We start from the raw sequence: 19,021 nt of genomic DNA, 5'->3' as shown, positions 1-19,021 counted from the left end.
TTACGCCACCTCGATTTTAACGCGCGGATCTGCAAGGTTGCGGTCGATCAGCGTCGATGCGACGGCAAGCACCTTGCGCGTCGCGCGGCTGACGCCGCCGCCGCCCATTGGCCCGTTGGTGTAGAGCGCCTCGACTTCGGCCCCGATGGCTTCGGCGCCGTCCTGGGTATCGCTGCGCCCGGCAATGCGCACCCGCACCTCGCGCGGGTGATGCGCCGGGCAGGCTTCGCGCCGATCAACCGCATCGATGCCGATCAGATCGAACTGTACCTGAGAGGTGTCCATTCCTTTCATGCGCAGCCGTTCGCGCACGATGGCCGTCGCCAATTGCCCGCGCTCAGCAGCGCCCGGACCGGCATAGGAAATCTGCCCCTCGCCGATGAAGCCGTCTTCGTAGCAGATCGAGACCTTGAGCGTGTCGGGCCGCTGCCGCCCGGTAGCGCCGCTTACCTTCACCTGATCGGGAGCAGGTTCGGCAATGCTGATACCGGTAAAGTCGGCAACAACGTCGGCCTGCAGATAGGCGGCGGGATCGAGAATTTCGTAGAGCAACTGCTCCTTGCAAGTTGCCGCATTGATCAGGCCACCTGCGCTTTCCAGCTTGCCGAACACGGCGCTGCCATCGGCCGCCACATCGGCATAGGGAAAGCCCAGTCGTGCAAGGTCTGGCACGTCCTTCACGCCCGGATCGGCAAAGTAGCCGCCGCACAACTGGCCGGCGCATTCGAGCAGATGGCCGATGGCCGTGCCTTGTCCCAACCGGTCCCAATCGTCCGGCAACCAGCCGAACGCATGGACCAGAGGGGCGAGGAACAGCGCCGGATCGCAGACTCGCCCGGTAAGCACGCAGTCCGCCCCGAGTGACAGCGCCTCGACGATGCCTGCCACACCCAGATAGGCATTGGCCGAGACAACGCTGCTGCCAAGATCGCGGCTCGTTCCTTCGCGATCGATCAGCGGAAAATCGCGGGCCATGATCAGATCGAGCACGTCGTCGCCCAAGACCGCGGCGGTGCGATAGCCGGTGAGGCCAAGTTCGCGGGCAATGCGGGTCGTCGCGCGGGCGGCGGCAAGGGGGTTTGCCGCTCCCATGTTGCTGATCAGGCGAACGCCATTGCGCCGCGCCACCGGCAGGGCCGCGCGAAGCCGCGCGTCGAGCAGCGGGTCATAACCGCCATCGGGATTGATCTGGCGCGCGGCCTGAGCAAGGCCGATGGTGCGCTCGGCCAGGCACTCGAACGCCAGATAGTCCAGCTCGCCATGCTCCAGCAGGTCGATCGCAGGTTCGATGCGATCGCCCGAAAACCCGGCTCCTGCCCCGATGCGGATGCGCCGGTCACTCATGCAAGAACTCCGAAAAGGACGGCTGAGCCAGTCATCACCAGCGAGGCACCAAACAGCCAGGGAATGGAAAAGCGTTGGTGTGCGCCAAGCTCGATGCCGCTCAGGCCCGCCACCAAGAAGGTTGCCGGAGTAAGCGGGCTTACCGGGAAGCCGGTGGTCATCTGTCCGAGCAGGGCCGCCTGCGCAACCTTGACCGGCGCGACGCCATAGTGCCCGGCCACTTCCGCGATCACCGGCAGGACGCCGAAGTAGAAGCTGTCAGGATCGAACACGAGGCTCAGCGGCATCGCCACGCTCGCCAGAAACAGCGGGATGTGCTGCCCGAAGGCATCTGGCACCAGCCCGACGCTGGCGCTGGCGAGCGCCTTGATCATGCCGGTGCCATTGAAGATGCCGGTAAATGCACCCGCTGCCAGCAGCACGCCGACCATCAGCATCGCTGCCGGAGCATGCGCCTCGATCCGGGCGCGCTGTTGTGCGGGTGCGGGGTAATTGATCGCAAGCGCGAGCGCCGTGCCCAGCATGAACACGACCACCGGTTCGGCAATCCCGCTGACCATCAGCGCAACTACTGCCAGCGTGAGAGCAAGGTTGAGCGGGAACAGGCTGGGGCGCAGGCTGCCAGGGTCACTGCCGTGCCCTGCCGCAACTGCCACAGCCGAAGCGCTCAGACCGGCTCCCGAGGTCTGCTCATGCCCCAGCCCAAGCCGCTTCTCCTCACGATGGCCAAGATACCATGACGCTGCGAAGACGAAGCCGAGACCGACGAGTTGCACGCCGATCAGCGGCGTGAAGATCTCGCTGACAGAAAGCTTGAGCGATGCCGCCGCGCGGGCGGTGGGGCCGGTCCACGGCAGGAAGTTCACGCCAGCTGCCATCGAAGCGGTGCAGGCCAGTACCCGGCGGTCCATGCCCAGTTCGTCATAGAGCGGACGCAACGCAGGGATTGTCACCAGAAAGCACACCGCGCCCGAACCATCGAGATGGATCAGCAGTGCCAGCGCAGCCGTTCCAAGGGTAATGCGCGATGGCTTGCGCCCGACCAGTTTGAGGATGCCGCTCACCAGAGGAGCCAGCAGCCCGACGTCGGTCATGATGCCGAAGAACAGGATGGCGAAGACGAACATTCCGGCAATCGGCGCAATCTGCCCGATGCCCTTGATAATGTAAGCGGGCATTTCCACCGCCTGTCCCAGCAGCAGCGTGGCCAGCGCCGGGATCAGGATCAGGGCGACGAGCGGGGAGACCCGGTTCGAAAGAATCGCGGCAAGCAAAAGCAGCAGCGTTGCCACCGCAACCACGACCAGCATCCGAATTCCCTCTCCTGCGGCTGAAACGTCCTTGGGCGCCATTCATGCCGCAAGAGCATCAATCCAACAATTAGAGTTACCTGATCGATTGATCAGAATTTTGTATCGACCGCCATGGCCAGGACGAGCTGCCGAAATGCCTCCGCTGCCGGGGCAAGAGTCCGGTCTGCCAGCGTGCACATGCCGATCGTGCGCGACGCCATAGGCGCTTCGGTCTTTCGCCACGCAATCTGCTTGCCGATCGCCATCAGCGGCAAAGTGGAGCGGGGCAGGAGCGAAATGCCGAGTCCTTCGCCAATCAGACCGCCTACCGTCGCCAGTTGCACGCATTCGAAGCGTGCGTCGGTACGAATGCCGGCGGCGGCGAAAACGCTTTCGGTCATCATCCGCACACTGCTGCGCGGTTCCATCGCGATGAAAGGAAACTGCTCGAACACCCGCCAGGGAGCGGGATCGGGTATCAGTTCGAGATCTTCCGGGCGGCAGACCAGCAGGTATTCGTCTTCGAACATCGGCTCGAACCGGATCGGCGCAGTGCCGCCCGGCGGAATGGTAATCGAAAGGTCGATCGAACGGTCCTGCAGGTTCTGCAGCAATCCCCCGCTGAGGTTTTCACGCACGATGACTTCCACTTGCCTGCGCTCGGCAAGGAAGCGGGCAATCGCCCGCGGCAGGAAATCGGCAGCGATGGATGGCAGCGCCCCCACCACCACCCGGCCGCGCTCGCCACTGAACGTCTGGTCGAGCTCGCGGAAGGCGAGGTCAAAGTCGGCGGTCAGTCGCTCGACAATCGGCACCAGCGCCGCACCGGCCGTGGTCAGCATGACGTTGCGTGAATTGCGGTCGAACAGTCGAACGCCGAGATCTTCCTCAAGAAGCTTGATAGTGCGGCTTAGCGCTGGTTGCGACAAATTGGCGGCGCGCGCCGTCTCGCTGAAGCTGCAAGTCCTTGCCACCTGCAAAAACAGCCTCAGACTTGTCATGCTCGGGGCGCGGGCCAAGAACCTCTCCGATTGGCTCAGCTAGTCAGTCTGACATCGAGCTAGTCCAACAGGCACACACTGGCAATCTGCAACTTTCTATTGCAGATTAAGTGCGTGAACCGCCTTTCACAGCGGACGTTCGAGGCTGATGATGGCTTCATCAGCTCCTGCCATCTGTTAATCAGTTCACGACCCGGTCGCGTCGGCTGTGCGAGGCCGGAAGATTGAAGCGGCGGCCGACATGGCGGACTGAAAATAGAGGTGTACGTAACTGGCCCAGAGGCTGCCACAGTGGTAGATTGCTTCCCCCTCAGCGCCCTTCGTGCCTTGTGCGCCGCAATAGCGCCGGACCGTCGTTTCGAGCCGAGAATAGTGGAACGTGTGGCCTCGCAATATGCCGCCATTCAACTCGACGGATTGCAAGCCGAGGGCCGCAAGACGGCCTTGCATGATACCCTTACCAGGCATCAGCTTCAGCATCGGCGCGCTGTGACCTTTACCGTCATCGAGCTCATCAAGGCAGTAAAGCATACCGCCGCATTCCGCCAAAATCGGTTTGCCCGCCCGATGATGCGCACGGATCGCGGCAATCATCGAATGGTTTTGCGACAGTTCTGCAAGATGAAGTTCGGGATAGCCGCCAGGAAGCCATAGCGCATCACATTCAGGAAGAGATTGATCGGCCATGGGCGAGAAGAACAGCACCTGCGCGCCCATCTCTTCAAGGCACGCGACATTGGCGGGATAGATGAAGGCAAAAGCCGCATCGCGGGCTATGGCGATGCGCAAGCCCGCCAGCAGCGGTGGCACGCTCGCTGTCACCTCCGTGGCGAAGGCCACCGGTTTAGGCAGCCATAGAGCATCATCACCAAGGCAAGCTGCGGCTGCATCGATCCGGCAGTCGATATCGCCCACTTCTCCCGCCTGTACCAGACCAAGGTGCCGTTCGGGCAAGGCCACATCCGGGCTTGGGGGCATGGAACCGAGCCAGCGCATTCCCGGCGGTAGGCTTTCGCGCAGCATCGCGGCGTGGCGCTCGCTGCCAACGCGATTGGCCAGCGCTGCAACCACGCGGATGTCATCGCGATAAGTGGCAAGACCATGCGCCAGCGCTCCGAAGGTCTGTGCCATGGCGCTACCGTCGATGACCGCCAGCACCGGCAGGCCAAAGCGTACGGCCAGGTCCGCAGCGGAAGGATCGCCATCAAACAAGCCCATGACGCCTTCGACAAGGATCAGGTCTGCTTCGCGGGCAGCCTCATGCAGCAGACGGCGACATTGCGCCTCGCCCACCATGAAGAGATCCAGCTGGTAGACCGGTGCACCGCAGGCGCGTTCGAGGATCATCGGATCCAGGAAGTCAGGGCCGCATTTGAACACGCGGACCCGCCGCCCTGCCTGCACGTGGCGGCGGGCAAGAGCGGCCGTGACCGTCGTCTTGCCCTGCCCCGAAGCCGGCGCGCTGACCAGCAACGCTCGGCAAGATGCGGTCGTCACCGATCGATCCCTTCTTGGGCGCGCACGCCGTCACGGAAGGCATGCTTCACATCGCGGATCGCGCTCACGGTGTCGGCGGCGGCAATCAGCGCATCGTCTGCGGCACGACCGGTGATGACCACGTGCTGCATCGCCGGTCGCGCCTCGATCGCGGGCATGATCTCATCGAGCGCGAGATAGCGGTAGGTGATGAGGTAGGTCAATTCATCGAGCACGACGAGGCTGATGTCAGGTTCGGCCAGCGCAGCTTTGGCCTTTTCCCAGCCCGCCCTCGCAGCGGCAATGTCACGTGTCCGATCCTGCGTTTCCCAAGTGAAACCCTCGCCGCACTTCTCCCAGATCACATCGGGGTGCGAGGCGAAGAAGGCGCGTTCACCGACGTTTTCCGCACCCTTGATGAACTGGAACACCGCCGCTTTGCGACCGTAGCCGAGCGTCCGCGCCACCATGCCAAAGGCGCTGGAGGACTTGCCCTTGCCGTTGCCGGTGAGAACCAGCAGCAGGCCTTTGTCGCGCGTGGCGGCGGCGATCTTGGCATCGACCACCGCCTTGTGCTTGCGGGCGCGCTCGCGGTGCGCCTCTGGGGTTTCGCTCATTGCTCTGCTCGTGAGGCAAGCGAGGGGCGCGCGGCGACCAGCAAGGCATAGATGCCTGCTGCAGTTGCGGTCCACAGCAGAGTGGCCGCAAGGGTCGGTGGGAAATAGCGAGCGAGGCGGGGCATAAAGCCTGCGACGGTCGGATCGGTAAAACGGCCACCGAGGAAGTAGAATCCGCCACTGGAGAACAGCTCGGAAACCAGAGTGCCAACGCTGACCAGCGCCAGCAGCCCCAGCAGTGATGACGGTTCGGTGCCCCGCTTGTCCGCGCCCGCGCGCCCGGCCAGCCACATCGTGCCGTAGGCCGGAACGAGCATCCAGTAGGCAGGGGTGAAGCAGAAGCTGGACTGGCCGAACCAGCCGATCACTGTCACGTCGATAGCAAAGGCGAGCAGGAAGAGCCCTGCAAAAGCAGTCGCGCGGCGCAGGAAGAAACCGCCGACGAAGAAACTGGCAAGGCTGGTGTCAGGCAGGTGCATGACATTGCTGAGCGAATGGGTGCGGGTTACGAGCATGACGATCGCAAGCGCGCCAAACAGCGCGAGATCGGGACGCGAAATACGGACCATGATTGGCCTCCTGTGAACAGGTATGAATTGATTGTGCGCATGCGTGATGCGCAGGATCGGCAAGACGTGCGGACGCGCACGTCTGGCTGGATCTCAGGTGCTGGTCATCACGGATCTCCCTCCGACAAGAACGCACAATAGTGTCGTCCGCGAAGGGTGTGCCTTCGTCCGCCCGGTACACCCCGCCCGCGCAGAGAAACGACCGCAACAGGCCGGTTTCCTGACTTCCGGATCGTCGCGCCTTTCGCCGCCTTCTCGGGCCGAAACCCAATGGCATGATGGCGATGCGCTACCGGTTACAGTTGCGGGAGCAGTGCCGGATTGGGTGGCTTGCGACCACCGCCCGGACTTCCCGATTAAGCCCTTTCGGGCACCCGTTGCGAAAGACTGGATAAGCCAAGCAATTGATCTGCGCAAGTATTCGCACTTGCAGCAGCAAAAACATGTCGCTACCTGCACCGCCGCGACAGGTTCCCCGAGAGGGGATCAAAAGGGAACGGGGTGTAAAACTCCGGCTGCCCCTGCAACTGTAAGCGGCGAGCCGACCGGCCAATTACGCCATTGGGACCTCACCGTCCTGAGAAGGCGGCCGGACCGGCATTGACCCGCGAGCCAGGAGACCTGCCTGTTGCGGTCGTTCTTCGTTCGGGCAGGGTGCACCGGACGTTCGAGGTTGCCGGCTTGCAAAGGCGGCACACCCCTCGCGCAACGACAGCCATTGCCTGCCGGGAAGCCCCGTGCGGGAAGCGATGCCGTGTTGCGCCTTGCGGTGCATATGCCGGCGCGTGCTTCCTTCGCGTGTCTGAGCGGCAGGTCCATGCCGTTCGTACCGAAGGGAGCCGCACCATGCGTCCTGCCAATATTTTTGTTGTTTCGCTTGCCACGCTACTCGCCTCGCCCGCTTTAGCCGAGGACGCGCCTGATCCTTCAATCGTCGTTACTGCCTTGCGCAGCCCGGTCGAGCAGAGCGCAGTCTCTGCCACCGTAACCGTGCTTGACGAAACGGCGATCCGCGCCCAGCAGCCGATCGCGCTCACCGATCTAATGCTGCGCACGCCAGGCGTCAGCCTTTCGCGCAATGGTGGCTTTGGCACCGCCACATCGCTACGCATCCGCGGCGCCGATTCCTCGCAGACCGTGATGGTGATCGACGGTGTGCGCATTTCCGATCCGTCGGCCACCGGCGGCGGCTATTCGTTCTCCAACCTGCTGATCGACGACATCGAGCGCGTGGAAATCCTGCGCGGGCCGCAATCGATCCTGTGGGGAAGCGATGCCATCGGCGGCGTGGTCAGCGTACTGACGCGACGCGCGGAGCAGCCGCTGGAAGGGAGCGTGGCGGTCGAAGCCGGCACCCACTCCACGGTCAACGCCCAGGCTGGCATTGGCGGGGCCGGATCATTGCTCGACTGGCGCGTGGCGGGCTCCGCCTTCACCACCGATGGCATCTCCGCACGCAGCAACGGCACGGAGGACGATGGCTACCGCCGCGTTTCCGCCAGCGGCACAGCCACGCTCAAGCTCACGCCAAACCTGTCGGTCGACTTGCGCGGCTATTTGGCCGATGCGCGCAACGAATTCGATGGCAGCTCGGGGGACGCGCGTACCTATGGCCTGACCACCGAATGGACCGGTTATGCAGGTGTCAATCTGGCCCTGTTCGATGGGCGCCTCACCAACCGCATTGCCGTGCTGCAGACCGAAACAAACCGCGAGAACTACGATCCGGCGCGCTCGATCCGGTCCTTGAACTTCGATGCGCATGGCCGCGTGCGCCGTTTCGAATATCAAGGCAACTTGAAGCTTGCAGAAGGTCTCAGCGCCAAATTCGGGGCTGAACGCGAGGAGCAGCGCATGACCAGCGCCTCACCCGGCAACAATACCGCCGATTACGCCCTCGTCCCGCAAAGCGCCGATACGAACAGCGTCTACGGCGAGTTGCGCCTCACCCCGCTCATCGGCCTGACGCTGAACGGCGGTGTGCGCCACGAAGACCAATCCCGCTTCGGCGGCAACACAGTTCTTACCGGAGGCGCAGTCTACACGCCTAACGCCGGGCAGACTGTGCTGCGCGCCAGCTATGATGAAGGCTTCAAGGCTCCTTCGCTCTACCAGCTGTTCAGCATTTACGGTTCTGCCGTGTTGCAACCGGAGCAGGCCAAGGGTTGGTCGGTCGGCGCCGAACAGTCACTCGGCGAAGTTTTCCACGCTTCGGCGACCTGGTTCGAGCGGGAAACCGAAAATCTGATCGACTTCGCCTTCTGTCCGACCACCGGCACCTTGCCCGCCGCGTGCTATATCCCCGGCACGACAACCACACGCTTCGGCTACTACGCCAACGTGCGCAAGGCCCACGCCAAGGGGCTGGAGCTGGCCGGCAGCGCGCAGCTTGGCGTGCTCTTTGCGACAGCAAACTACAGCTGGATCGAAGCGGAGGACCGTTCGCCCGGCAGCACTGATATCGGCCGTCAGCTTGCCCGCGTGCCGCGCCATCTTGCCAATCTGGAAAGCGGGGTGGACCTGCCGAAGGGCCTGCGCGCCAGTGTGGCCGCCCGCTATTCGGGCGAGACTTTCGACCGGGCCGGCAGCAGCACCGAGCTGCCAGCCTATTGGCTGGTCGATCTTCGCGCCGCGTGGCGGGTTGCCGAAGGGCTGACCATCAATGCCCGCGCTGAGAACATCATGGACAAGCGCTACGAGACAGCGGGCGGCTATGGTGCCCTCGGGCGTACGGTCTATCTTGGTCTGAGGAGCCGGTTCTGATGCTGCGCGCGATCGAACCCGGCCCAGCGGTGGTCGTCTGCTCAACCTGCCGCCTTTCTGCCGATCAGCGTGAGGATACAGAAGGCCAGCGGGGCGGTGCCCTGCTTGCCCAAGCAATGCGCAGTCTCCAACAGGCCGATCCCGCACTGTCCGCAGTGGCGGTGCAGGAGACTGCATGCCTCTTCGCCTGCCATCAGCATTGCACCGTGCATCTGCGCGCATCGGGCAAGATCGGCTACGTCCTGGGTAGGTTCACCCCCACCGAGGAGGCGGCCCGCGCTATTCTCGAATACGCCACTCTCCATGCGCAAAGCGCGGAAGGCGTAGTGCCCTATGGCCAATGGCCCGAAGGCGTGAAGGGACAGTTCATTGCCCGTACCCCGCCGGAAGGCTTCGTCTGCGCATGATCTGCTTCACCGATGAGGCAGCCTTCGCCTTTGCACTCACTGCGTTGCCCGCCCCCGACGCGCAGGCCAGCGCACAAGCGCGAGAACGGCAGGAGAGTCTGACTAAACCTGCCGGATCGCTGGGCCGGTTGGAAGAGATCGCCGTATTCATGGCCGCCTGGCAAGGCAAGGCACAGCCATCTATCGACCGAGTGCAGGCGGTGGTCTTTGCCGGAAATCACGGCGTGGCGGCGCAGGGAGTCAGTGCCTTTTCCCCGGAAGTGACCGCGCAGATGGTCGCCAACTTCCGCAATGGCGGGGCGGCTATCAACCAGTTGACCCGCGCATGCGGCGCTGATCTGTCGGTCATCGCACTCGATCTTGACCTTCCGACCGGCGATATCTCTCGCGAAGCCGCGTTGACGAGAGACGACTGCCTCGCCGCGCTCAATGCCGGTGCTGCCTCTGTTCTGCCGGACACGCAACTGTTGCTGGTGGGCGAGATGGGCATCGCCAACACCACGCCTGCAGCGGCGTTGGCCCTGCAAGCTTTCGGCGGCCGCGCTCAGGACTGGTGCGGGCGCGGCAGCGGCGTTGACACCGAAGGGGTAACCCGCAAGGCGGCGATAGTCGAAGCTGCGTCCGCCCTGCATGGACAGGCCTGCTCGACCCCGTTCGAAACGCTGCGCCGCCTCGGTGGGCGCGAAATTGCAGCCATGGCTGGCGCAATACTGGCGGCGCGATTGCTACGCGTGCCGGTCCTGCTCGACGGGTTCATCTGCTGCGCCGCCATTGCGCCGCTGGCGGCAGGCCATGAGGACTTTACCGCGCATTGCCTTGCCGCTCACTGTTCCGCCGAACAGGCGCACGCCCGCCTGCTACGAGACCTCGCGCTCGATCCAATCCTCAACCTTGGCCTGCGGCTGGGCGAAGGATCCGGCGCCGCGTTGGCTGTACCGATCGTGCGCGCCGCGCTTGCCGCCCACAATGGCATGGCAACTTTCGCGCAAGCTGCCGTGGCACAGGCGCTGTGAACAGCCGGACGATCCACCTCGTGCGACACGGGCCGCCCCTGCGCACCGGCCTGCTGCTGGGTCATCGCGACGAGCCCTGCGCCGACCCCGCAGGCGGCCTTGCCGGAGCAGTGCCCGAGAGCCTTGCCATCGCCTGCGTGATCAGTTCAGACCTGCAGCGCGCCAGCGCTGGCGCGCAGGCGCTGGCAGTCGCAAGAGGCGTTGGCGTTGCGTGCGACGCGCGCTGGCGCGAACTGGATTTTGGCGATTGGGATGGGCTTTCACCGGAATGGGTCCCGGCCGAAGCCCTCGCCCGTTTTTGGGACGATCCCGACACGTGTCCCCCTCCCCGCGGCGAGAACTGGTCATCCCTGCGGGCCCGCGTGGCCGATGCCATTGCCGAGCTTCCCGACAACGCGCTGATCGTCACGCATGGCGGCGCAATGCGGGCAGCGGTATCGGTGCTCACCGGGCTGGATTTCAGGCAGGTCTGGGCCGTCGATCTGCCTTACGGCGCGCTGCTCTCCCTGCGCATCTGGCCGGGTGCCGCCCTGTCCGGGCAGATCATCCGCCTCCGCACCGAAAACCTGCGATGAGGGCCATGATCCTTGCCGTGCAGTTCATGACACGACTGCCCGTTCCCGCGATGGATGCGACGGAGGCGGATTTTGCCAATGCTATCCGCTGGTTCCCGCTGTGTGGAGCTCTTGTGGGTTTTTGCGTTGCCGGCGCTGGCTGGCTGGGGTCGCAACACGACCCGGCTCTTGGCGCATTGCTGGCGTTGACGGCATGGGTGGGGGTTACTGGCGCGCTGCACCTCGACGGACTGGCCGATATTGCCGATGCAGCCGGCGCCATGCACCGCACGCCGGAACACCTGAGTGTCGTGCTGGCCGATCCGCATGTCGGCAGCTTCGGAGCGACGTCCATCGCCCTGCAAATGCTGGCAAAGCTTGTGCTGGTGTGGCTGACAATCCTGACAGGATCCTATGCCGCGCTCGTGCTCGTTCCAGTGCTGGCGCGGATCGGCCCACTGGCGTGGGCACGATTCCTTTCGCCCTTGCATGAGGGCTTTGGCACCCTCTTCCGCAAAGGCGCGAATGCGCCGGTTTTGATCGTGTGGCTGCTGGCTTGGAGCATCGGCGCGCTCGCCGTCGACCCTGCGCTGCTCGCCTCTCTACCCGCGCTCGCAGTCTGGCCGTGGTGGCTGCGCAAACGCATCGGCGGCATTTCCGGCGACGGTCATGGCGCAGGCATCGAACTGGTCGAGACATGCGCCTTGCTCGCCCAGGTCGTAGCGCAATGACAACGTCCTTCCCCCGCCATGGCGGGCAACTGGCGCAGGCCTGCGCACGGTTTGGCGGTGCGCCCGAAGACTGGCTCGACCTTTCGACCGGCATCAACCCCAATGGCTGGACGCCTCCTGCCGACCTCACCGTGGAGTGGCAGCGCCTGCCTGAACCCGACGCGCTGGCAGCGCTCGAGGCAGCTGCCGCGCGCCATTTCGGCTGCGACGAAGCAATCTGCGTTGCGGTTCCGGGCAGCGAAATGGCCCTGCGCCTGCTTGCGCAGTTGATCGGATTGCGCGGCCTGCATCGTGCCCCCTGCTATGGCACCTATCGCGCGGCTTTCAGTCGTAGTGAGAACCTCACCCAACTCGCTACCCTCCCGGCTCGCTCGACAGCGCTGGTCGTGGGAAACCCCAACAATCCCGATGGTACGGTGCAATCGCGCACAAGCCTGCTGGCCATGCTCGATCATCAGGAGCGGCACGGCAGCTGGCTGATTGTCGATGAAGCCTTCGCCGATTGTGACCCCACCCTCAGCGTTGCCGATGCCGTGCAAGAGGGACGCAGACTGATCGTGCTGCGCTCGCTGGGAAAATTCTTCGGACTTGCCGGGCTTCGGCTCGGTTTCGTTATTGCTCCCCCAAAAATACTGGACGCTTTGCGCATGCTTCTCGGCGATTGGCCCCTCCATTCCGCCGCCCTCGCCCTGGGCCGTGCTGCCTATGCCAATCATGCGTGGATCGCGCGGACTCGAAACGCTTTGCCGCTAGTCTCGGCCCGGCTCGACAAAGTGCTGTTGAAGCACGGTCTTGCGCCAGAGGGCCAATGCCCGTTGTTCCGCCTGCTCGATACGCCAAGCGCACCGGCCCTGTTCGAACGCCTCGCCGCTCAACGTATTCTCACGAGGCCCTTCTCCGATTGGCCCCACCTGCTGCGCATCGGCCTGCCTGCCGACCAGACAGCGCTTGGCCGGCTGGACAAGGCGCTTGGCTGAACCGTTTGTCCTGACCGCGCTTATAATCGATGCCGCCATCGGCTGGCCGCACTGGCTCTATGTCCGTATCGGCCATCCGGTCGGCTTCTTCGCAAGGGCAATCTCGGCCTGCGAGCTACGCTTGAACCGCAATGAATTGCCAGACAGCACGCGCAAGGCGGGCGGCGTTCTGACCGTACTGTTGCTCTTGGCCCTCGCTGCTGGCTCAGGCCTGCTGGTGACAGCCTTGTGCGAGAAGCTGGCGACAGAATGGAAATGGGTCCTGATCGCCATGCTGGCGTGGCCCGGTCTCGCTCAGCGCAGCCTTGACCAGCATTTCCTGCCCGTGCTGCAGTCGTTGCAAGCTGGCGATCTACGTGGAGCCCGGAAGGCGGCTGGCATGATCGTTGGTCGCGACACGGCTTCGCTCGACGTGGCAGGGGTCGCAAGAGCGGCCATCGAAAGCTTGGCAGAGAGTTTCTGCGACGGTGTGATCGCGCCGCTGTTCTGGTTGATTGTCGCAGGCCTTCCCGGTCTGTGGGCAATGAAGGCGATCAACACGGCGGACAGCCTGATCGGCCACAAGGAGGCGCCCTATCGCCACTTCGGCTGGGCCGCCGCGCGGCTCGATGACGTGATGAACTTCGTCCCCGCGCGTCTCTCCGCTGTGTTGATCTGCCTCGCCGGGTTGAGCGGATGGCGGATAACGTGGCGTTATTGCCGCCACCACGCCTCGCCCAATGCCGGTTGGCCGGAGGCCGCGATGGCGGGCGTACTTCGCGTACGATTGGCGGGGCCGGTCAGCTATGACGGGGCATTGGCTGACAAGCCATGGATCGGCGAAGGCGGCGTGGCCGACGCTAACAGCTTGATGCGCGCGCGGCGGGTCTATCACCGAGCATGTTTGCTCGGATGGGCTATTGCAGGGGGAATGACATGGCTGCACTGATGCTGCAGGGAACAGGCTCCGATGTCGGCAAATCGGTGCTGGTCGCTGGCCTGTGCCGCGCCCTTGCCAATCGGGGCATGATGGTGCTGCCGTTCAAGCCGCAAAACATGTCCAACAATGCCGCCGTTACGGCCGACGGTGGCGAAATCGGTCGGGCACAGGCACTTCAGGCGCTGGCTGCGCGTGCCGAGCTTCACACCGACATGAATCCCGTTCTGTTGAAGCCCGAGGCAGATCGGAAATCGCAAGTCGTCGTACACGGCAAAGTTCGCGGAAGCCTGGGCGCTGCCAACTTTCGGGAAGGTCGCCGCAACCTCCTGCCCGAAGTTCTGGAAAGCTGGGAACGGTTGCGCGAGCGTTGCGGCATAGTTGTCGTGGAAGGTGCAGGATCGCCTGCAGAGATCAACCTGCGCGATGGCGATATTGCCAACATGGGCTTTGCCCGTGCGGCCAAAGTGCCTGTGGTGCTGGTTGGCGATATCGACCGTGGTGGCGTGATCGCCTCGCTCGTCGGCACGCGTGCTGTGCTTGAGCCCGGTGACGCAGCGATGATCCGCGGCTTCATAGTCAACAAGTTCCGCGGCGATCCTGCGCTCTTTGCCGATGGCTATATGGAGATCGAGCGGCTCTCCGGGTGGCACGGCATGGGGCTTGTGCCGTGGCTTCCGTGCGTTACCAGCCTTCCCGCCGAGGACGCCGTGGTACTCGAACGGGCCCAACCGGTATCCAGTTCGCCCAAGATTGTCGCGTGCCCCATGCTGCCGCGCATCGCCAATTTCGACGATCTCGATCCCCTTCGCCACGAGCCTGAAGTTGACCTGGTCATGGTTCCGCCCGGCAGCCAGATACCGCTGGCAGCAGACCTCGTTGTGCTGCCCGGATCGAAGGCGACGATGGCGGACCTCGCCTTTGTGCGCGAGCAAGGGTGGGACATTGACATCCTGCATCACCATCGGCGTGGCGGGGCGGTTCTTGGCATTTGCGGTGGCTACCAGATGCTTGGCAAGGAAATAGACGATCCGCTCGGTCAGGAAGGCGCAAGCGGCAGTATGCCTGGCCTCGGCTTGCTCAACGTGCGAACCGAAATGCGCGCGCACAAGAACCTTCGCAAGGTTTCCGGCACGGCCTTGGGTGCACGATTCGAGGGGTACGAAATGCACATGGGCGCCACGACCGGTGCCGATTGTGCGAGGCCCTTTGCCATTCTGGATGACGAACGCAACGAGGGCGCGGGGAGTCCAGATGCGCGCGTCATTGGAACCTATTGCCACGGCCTGCTCGCAGCCCCGCACTTGCGCACCGCCCTGCTGCAGTGGATTGGGGCGAAAGGAAATGGTCTGCACCATGCCAAGCTGGTGGACGACGCGCTAGATGATCTTGCCAGTGCCCTTGAGGCTTATCTTGATATCGACGGACTGCTCCGCATTGCTCAGGAGCACGGACGATGACCTCGCTTCTCGTCCTGGGGGGCGCGCGCTCAGGCAAAAGCGCCTATGCGCAAAGACGTTGCGAGGATCAGGGCCGCAGCCGTGTCTACATTGCAACCGCGCAAGCCAAGGACGAGGAGATGGCTGACCGGATCTCCCGACACCGTGCCGATCGTGGTGCGGGCTGGACCACGATTGAAGAGCCGATCGACCTGCTGCAGGCCATTCGGCAGGCGACCCGATACGCCGATGCAATCCTCGTAGATTGCCTCACCCTGTGGCTGTCCAATCTCATGCTGGAAGATCACCCGATTGCGGTCGCCCGCGAGGAACTGGCCGAGGCAGTTCGGCAGGTGACTGTGCCGCTGGTCCTGATCGCCAACGAGGTGGGCATGGGCATCGTGCCGGAAAATGCTCTCGCTCGCCGGTTTCGCGACGAAGCCGGGTGGCTGAATCAGAGAATAGCTGCGGTTGCTCGGGAAGTTGTGCTTGTCACTGCAGGCCTACCGCTTCGCTTGAAAGGTTAACACGCCTGACGTATGCTCAAATTAGTCGAATTATGGTCCTTCATCCCAGCCGACTATGCCGCTGTCGCCTTAACTCCGGTCATTCCGTAGTTGATCTCGTCAAATTCATTGCTGCCGTTCATTCATCGATTGTCGAGCTTGCTTGTCCCTCACAGGCCCAAGACAAAGACGTTGAGATATCCGTTCGCTCTGACAGTGTAAGCTCCGAAGGTGCGGAAATTCGGTCGAGCGATCTCGCCAGGAGTAGCGTTCACGACGCCGATCTGGCTCAGCATTTATCGAACCTCGAGTTGCTATTCATGGCGCGTTTTCAAAGTCTTGGCTATCCGTCCAAACCTAAAGGAGCTACGATGCCAGCTTATGCTGGACACTGTAGCAAGTTCTCCTGGTAGCAGCGGCCTTTTCGGCGGTGGCAAGACGGGCGATCTAATCCGCTCCAAGGATTGGGAATCGACCGGGCTCGGTGCAATCGAGAGTTGGCCTGCCGAGCTGAAGATAAACGTTCAGACGGTGCTGTCATCTCCAGTGCCGATGGTCGTCCTTTGGGGTACTGACGGGATCCTGCTCTATAACGATGGCTATGCGCAGGTCTGTGGGCCTCGCCACCCTGAAGCTTTGGGTGGGAAGGTTCTCGAGATCTGGCCAGAGGCGCGTGATTTCAACGCAAGAGTGATAGCAGCGGGGCTAACAGGTGAGACCCTGAGCTTCCAGGCGCAGGAACTCGAACTGTGGCGTCATGGCAGGCCCGAACAAGTCTTGATGGACCTTGAATACCTGCCGATCCGGAATCAGCACGGCGAGCCAGTGGGCAGCCTGGCCATGGTTTTCGATATCACAGCTCGCGTATTGGCAGAGCAGCAGCTGGCAAAAAGCGAAGAACTTTATCGCTTTCTCGATGATCTGGGACAAGCTGTCGGCGGGCTTGAGGACGCTGACGCCGTCTTGGCGACAAGCACGCGCATGGTTGCCGAGCATCTCTCGATAACCAACTGCGCATACGCCGACATGGATGACGACCAGGACGGCTTTACCATCCGCGGTAACTGGCATGCTCCGGGCTCGCCATCGATTATTGGCCGGTATCGCCTCGCTGCTTTTGGTAAGCTCGCAGTACAGGAGCTCAACGCTGGGCGACCCTTGATCATCAATGATAATCTGACCGAGATTGCTCCCGAAGAAGCAGAGACATTTCAGAATATCGGGATAGCTGCGACCATCTGCATGCCGCTGATCAAGGATGGTCGGCTCGCGGCCCTGATGGCGATTCACGACAACGTTCCACATCGTTGGTCTGACTATGAGCTCAGGGTTATTCGCGAGGTCACTGACCGATCCTGGGCGCATGTCGAGCGCGTGGGTGCCGAGGCAAACCTGCGCGCAAGCGAAGAGCAATTGCGCCTGGCCATCGATGCGGCTGAGATCGGACTGTGGGACGTCGACGAGATCAACCAGACGTTGTTCTGGCCACCGCGCGTGAAGGCAATGTTCGGCATCTCTCCAAATGTTGCAGTGTCGATGGATGATTTTTACGCCGGGCTACACCCCAACGACCGTCAAGCGACGGCGGCAGCCTACGCTTCGGCTGCGGACCCCGCTCGTCGTACGACGTATGACGTCGAATATCGCACGATTGGCAAGGAAGATGGCGTAGTACGATGGATCGCCGCCAAAGGTCGCGGGATCTTCGCTGGTGACGTTTGCAATCGCGTCATCGGCACAGCGATCGACATCACTGCAAGGAAGGCGATCGAACAGTCGCTGCGGGAGCTGAACGAGACGCTTGAGCAGCGGATTGCTGACGCTCTTGCAGAGCGCAAGCTGCTTACGGATGTGGTCGAAAACACTACGGCTATCATTCTCGTCGCAGATCGCGACTTCCGCTGGCTCGCTGTCAACAAGGCTGCCGCCGCGGCCTTTGAAGCCGTCTATGGCGTCCAGCCCCGCGTTGGCGCTTCGATGCTCGATGTCCTCCGACACCTGCCGGAAGAGCAGGAGCATGTTCGCAAGACCTGGAGCCGGGCTCTCGCTGGTCATGAGTTTACAATAGTTGATGAGTTTGGCGATCCGGGACGCCAGCGCCGATCATACGAGATCACCTTCAACAGGCTTTGCGATGCCGCAGGTCAGCAAATTGGTGCTTACCAGATAGTCCATGACGTGACCGACCGAATTCGCGAACAACAGCGTCTGGCCGAAGCAGAGGAGCAACTGCGCCAGGCTCAGAAGGTTGAATCCTTGGGCCAGTTGACCGGCGGCGTCGCGCATGATTTCAATAACCTGCTTACCCCCATCGTCGGGACGCTCGACCTCCTTGCCCGAAAGCAGTTCGGCGGCGAGCGCGAGCAACGCCTGATTGCTGGAGCCATGCAATCAGCAGAGCGCGCAGCCGTGCTCGTGCAAAGGCTGCTTGCGTTCGCGCGGCGCCAGCCTCTGCAGCCGACCGCCATCGATATTCGCGAACTCATCACAGGCATGAGCGAACTCATTGCCAGTACCACGGGTCCGCAAATCAAGGTGGTGACCGACCTTGCCGATGATATTCGGCCTGCCCAGGCCGACCTCAATCAGCTTGAGATGGCGCTGCTGAACCTGTGCGTGAATGCGCGAGATGCCATGCCTGAGGGTGGAATACTTCGGATTAGCGCATCCGTTCGCAATCAATCCAAATCGCCCAAGGGCCAGCTTAAAGAGGGTAGCTACATCGTAGTATCCGTCGCTGACACTGGCTCGGGCATGGACGCACAAACCGTCGCCCGGGCAATTGAACCTTTCTTCTCGACAAAGGGCGTGGGCAAAGGAACTGGCCTCGGCTTGTCGATGGTCCACGGCCTTGCGCGCCAACTCGGCGGCGAGCTTCGTATCTTCAGCCGTCAAGGCTACGGCACCAACATCGAACTTTGGTTGCCGGTTGCAGAAGACCAGCGCTCAGGCGTGGCTGCGCCTGAGCGCAACGGAATAGGATCCCAAAGCTATCGCGGCATCGCTCTGCTTGTCGACGACGACATACTGGTACGCGCTAGCACCGCCGATATGCTTGAAGACGCAGGCTTCGAAGTGGCGGAAGCTGGGTCAGCCGAAGAAGCTCTGCGCCTGCTGGACGAGTTGGACGACGTGGCAGTGCTCGTGACAGATCACCTGATGGCCGGCATGAGCGGGTCGCAACTTGTGCGCCAAGTACAGGACCTTCGTTCAGGACTTCCGTGCCTGATCGTATCTGGCTACGCCGATGTGGAAGGAATATCACCCGACCTTCCGAGGCTAACCAAGCCCTTCAAAGCCGCAGATCTTGATCAGGCGCTTGCGGCGCTGGGCATCGGCAAAAAGTGACATCTGACGCCTTTCATTCCAGACGTTCCGTGGTCGATTTCCTTTTATTGATTGCTGCCATTCGTTCA

General features: G+C 62.7%; 16 protein-coding genes and 2 riboswitches. Of the genes, 10 read left to right on the top strand and 6 right to left on the bottom strand.

Annotated elements, in window-relative coordinates; translation table 11 throughout:
- The 6 genes from HGI46_RS15365 to HGI46_RS15340 all read right to left on the bottom strand — a co-directional run bounded on the left by HGI46_RS15365 (position 1) and on the right by HGI46_RS15340 (position 6,299).
- Complete coding sequence (locus tag HGI46_RS15365; RefSeq protein ID WP_168904977.1) at positions 1–1,344, bottom strand: acyclic terpene utilization AtuA family protein; 1,344 nt, start codon at positions 1,342–1,344, stop codon at positions 1–3.
- Complete coding sequence (locus tag HGI46_RS15360) at positions 1,341–2,696, bottom strand: citrate:proton symporter (protein WP_206065765.1); 1,356 nt, start codon at positions 2,694–2,696, stop codon at positions 1,341–1,343. Before HGI46_RS15360 ends, HGI46_RS15365 begins: the two co-directional genes overlap by 4 nt.
- 50 nt (positions 2,697–2,746) lie before the next feature.
- Entirely contained in the window at positions 2,747–3,637 is an 891-nt protein-coding gene (locus HGI46_RS15355) for a LysR family transcriptional regulator (RefSeq protein ID WP_206065764.1), read from the bottom strand.
- Positions 3,638–3,823: 186 nt separating this feature from the next.
- A complete protein-coding gene (locus HGI46_RS15350) occupies positions 3,824–5,134 on the bottom strand; it encodes a cobyrinate a,c-diamide synthase (protein WP_168904974.1) in 1,311 nt (436 codons plus the stop codon).
- A complete protein-coding gene (gene cobO, locus HGI46_RS15345; protein ID WP_168904973.1) occupies positions 5,131–5,730 on the bottom strand; it encodes a cob(I)yrinic acid a,c-diamide adenosyltransferase in 600 nt (199 codons plus the stop codon). The genes HGI46_RS15350 and cobO overlap by 4 nt, the downstream gene beginning before the upstream one ends.
- Positions 5,727–6,299 (bottom strand): hypothetical protein, encoded by a 573-nt coding sequence (locus HGI46_RS15340; RefSeq protein ID WP_168904972.1) that lies wholly within the window; start codon positions 6,297–6,299, stop codon positions 5,727–5,729. The genes cobO and HGI46_RS15340 overlap by 4 nt, the downstream gene beginning before the upstream one ends.
- A 192-nt stretch (positions 6,300–6,491) precedes the next feature.
- A riboswitch (cobalamin riboswitch) is annotated at positions 6,492–6,692 on the bottom strand.
- A gap of 58 nt (positions 6,693–6,750) precedes the next feature.
- Positions 6,751–6,943: riboswitch (cobalamin riboswitch) on the top strand.
- Positions 6,944–7,145: 202 nt separating this feature from the next.
- On the opposite strand from HGI46_RS15340, the gene HGI46_RS15335 reads away from it, so the two are divergent.
- The 10 genes from HGI46_RS15335 to HGI46_RS15290 all read left to right on the top strand — a co-directional run bounded on the left by HGI46_RS15335 (position 7,146) and on the right by HGI46_RS15290 (position 18,953).
- Positions 7,146–9,062, top strand: a complete 1,917-nt coding sequence (locus tag HGI46_RS15335; protein WP_168904971.1) for a TonB-dependent receptor — start codon at positions 7,146–7,148, stop codon at positions 9,060–9,062.
- Positions 9,062–9,469, top strand: a complete 408-nt coding sequence (locus tag HGI46_RS15330) for a DUF1636 domain-containing protein (protein WP_168904970.1) — start codon at positions 9,062–9,064, stop codon at positions 9,467–9,469. The genes HGI46_RS15335 and HGI46_RS15330 overlap by 1 nt, the downstream gene beginning before the upstream one ends.
- A complete protein-coding gene (cobT, locus tag HGI46_RS15325) occupies positions 9,466–10,482 on the top strand; it encodes a nicotinate-nucleotide--dimethylbenzimidazole phosphoribosyltransferase (RefSeq protein WP_062342784.1) in 1,017 nt (338 codons plus the stop codon). Before HGI46_RS15330 ends, cobT begins: the two co-directional genes overlap by 4 nt.
- Positions 10,479–11,057: a histidine phosphatase family protein gene (locus HGI46_RS15320; RefSeq protein WP_062342785.1), complete on the top strand. Its 579-nt coding sequence runs from the start codon at positions 10,479–10,481 to the stop codon at positions 11,055–11,057. Before cobT ends, HGI46_RS15320 begins: the two co-directional genes overlap by 4 nt.
- The gene (locus HGI46_RS15315) at positions 11,054–11,767 is read left to right on the top strand and encodes an adenosylcobinamide-GDP ribazoletransferase (protein WP_062342786.1); all 714 of its coding nucleotides are present in this window, start codon (positions 11,054–11,056) and stop codon (positions 11,765–11,767) included. The genes HGI46_RS15320 and HGI46_RS15315 overlap by 4 nt, the downstream gene beginning before the upstream one ends.
- Positions 11,764–12,744 carry a threonine-phosphate decarboxylase CobD gene (gene cobD, locus HGI46_RS15310; protein WP_168904969.1) on the top strand — a complete coding sequence of 327 codons (981 nt, stop codon included), beginning with the start codon at positions 11,764–11,766 and terminating at the stop codon, positions 12,742–12,744. Before HGI46_RS15315 ends, cobD begins: the two co-directional genes overlap by 4 nt.
- Positions 12,737–13,672 (top strand): adenosylcobinamide-phosphate synthase CbiB, encoded by a 936-nt coding sequence (gene cbiB / locus HGI46_RS15305; RefSeq protein ID WP_168904968.1) that lies wholly within the window; start codon positions 12,737–12,739, stop codon positions 13,670–13,672. The genes cobD and cbiB overlap by 8 nt, the downstream gene beginning before the upstream one ends.
- Entirely contained in the window at positions 13,660–15,120 is a 1,461-nt protein-coding gene (locus HGI46_RS15300; protein ID WP_168904967.1) for a cobyric acid synthase, read from the top strand. The genes cbiB and HGI46_RS15300 overlap by 13 nt, the downstream gene beginning before the upstream one ends.
- Entirely contained in the window at positions 15,117–15,626 is a 510-nt protein-coding gene (gene cobU / locus HGI46_RS15295) for a bifunctional adenosylcobinamide kinase/adenosylcobinamide-phosphate guanylyltransferase (RefSeq protein ID WP_168904966.1), read from the top strand. Before HGI46_RS15300 ends, cobU begins: the two co-directional genes overlap by 4 nt.
- 318 nt (positions 15,627–15,944) lie before the next feature.
- Positions 15,945–18,953, top strand: coding sequence for a PAS domain S-box protein (locus HGI46_RS15290; RefSeq protein ID WP_206065763.1), 3,009 nt, complete (start codon positions 15,945–15,947; stop codon positions 18,951–18,953).
- Positions 18,954–19,021: the final 68 nt, after the last annotated feature.

Source organism: Novosphingobium sp. ERW19, assembly GCF_012641315.1.
GTDB lineage: Bacteria > Pseudomonadota > Alphaproteobacteria > Sphingomonadales > Sphingomonadaceae > Novosphingobium.
Note: the sequence above shows the minus strand (reverse complement) of the source record. Positions and strands in the feature narration are given on the sequence as shown.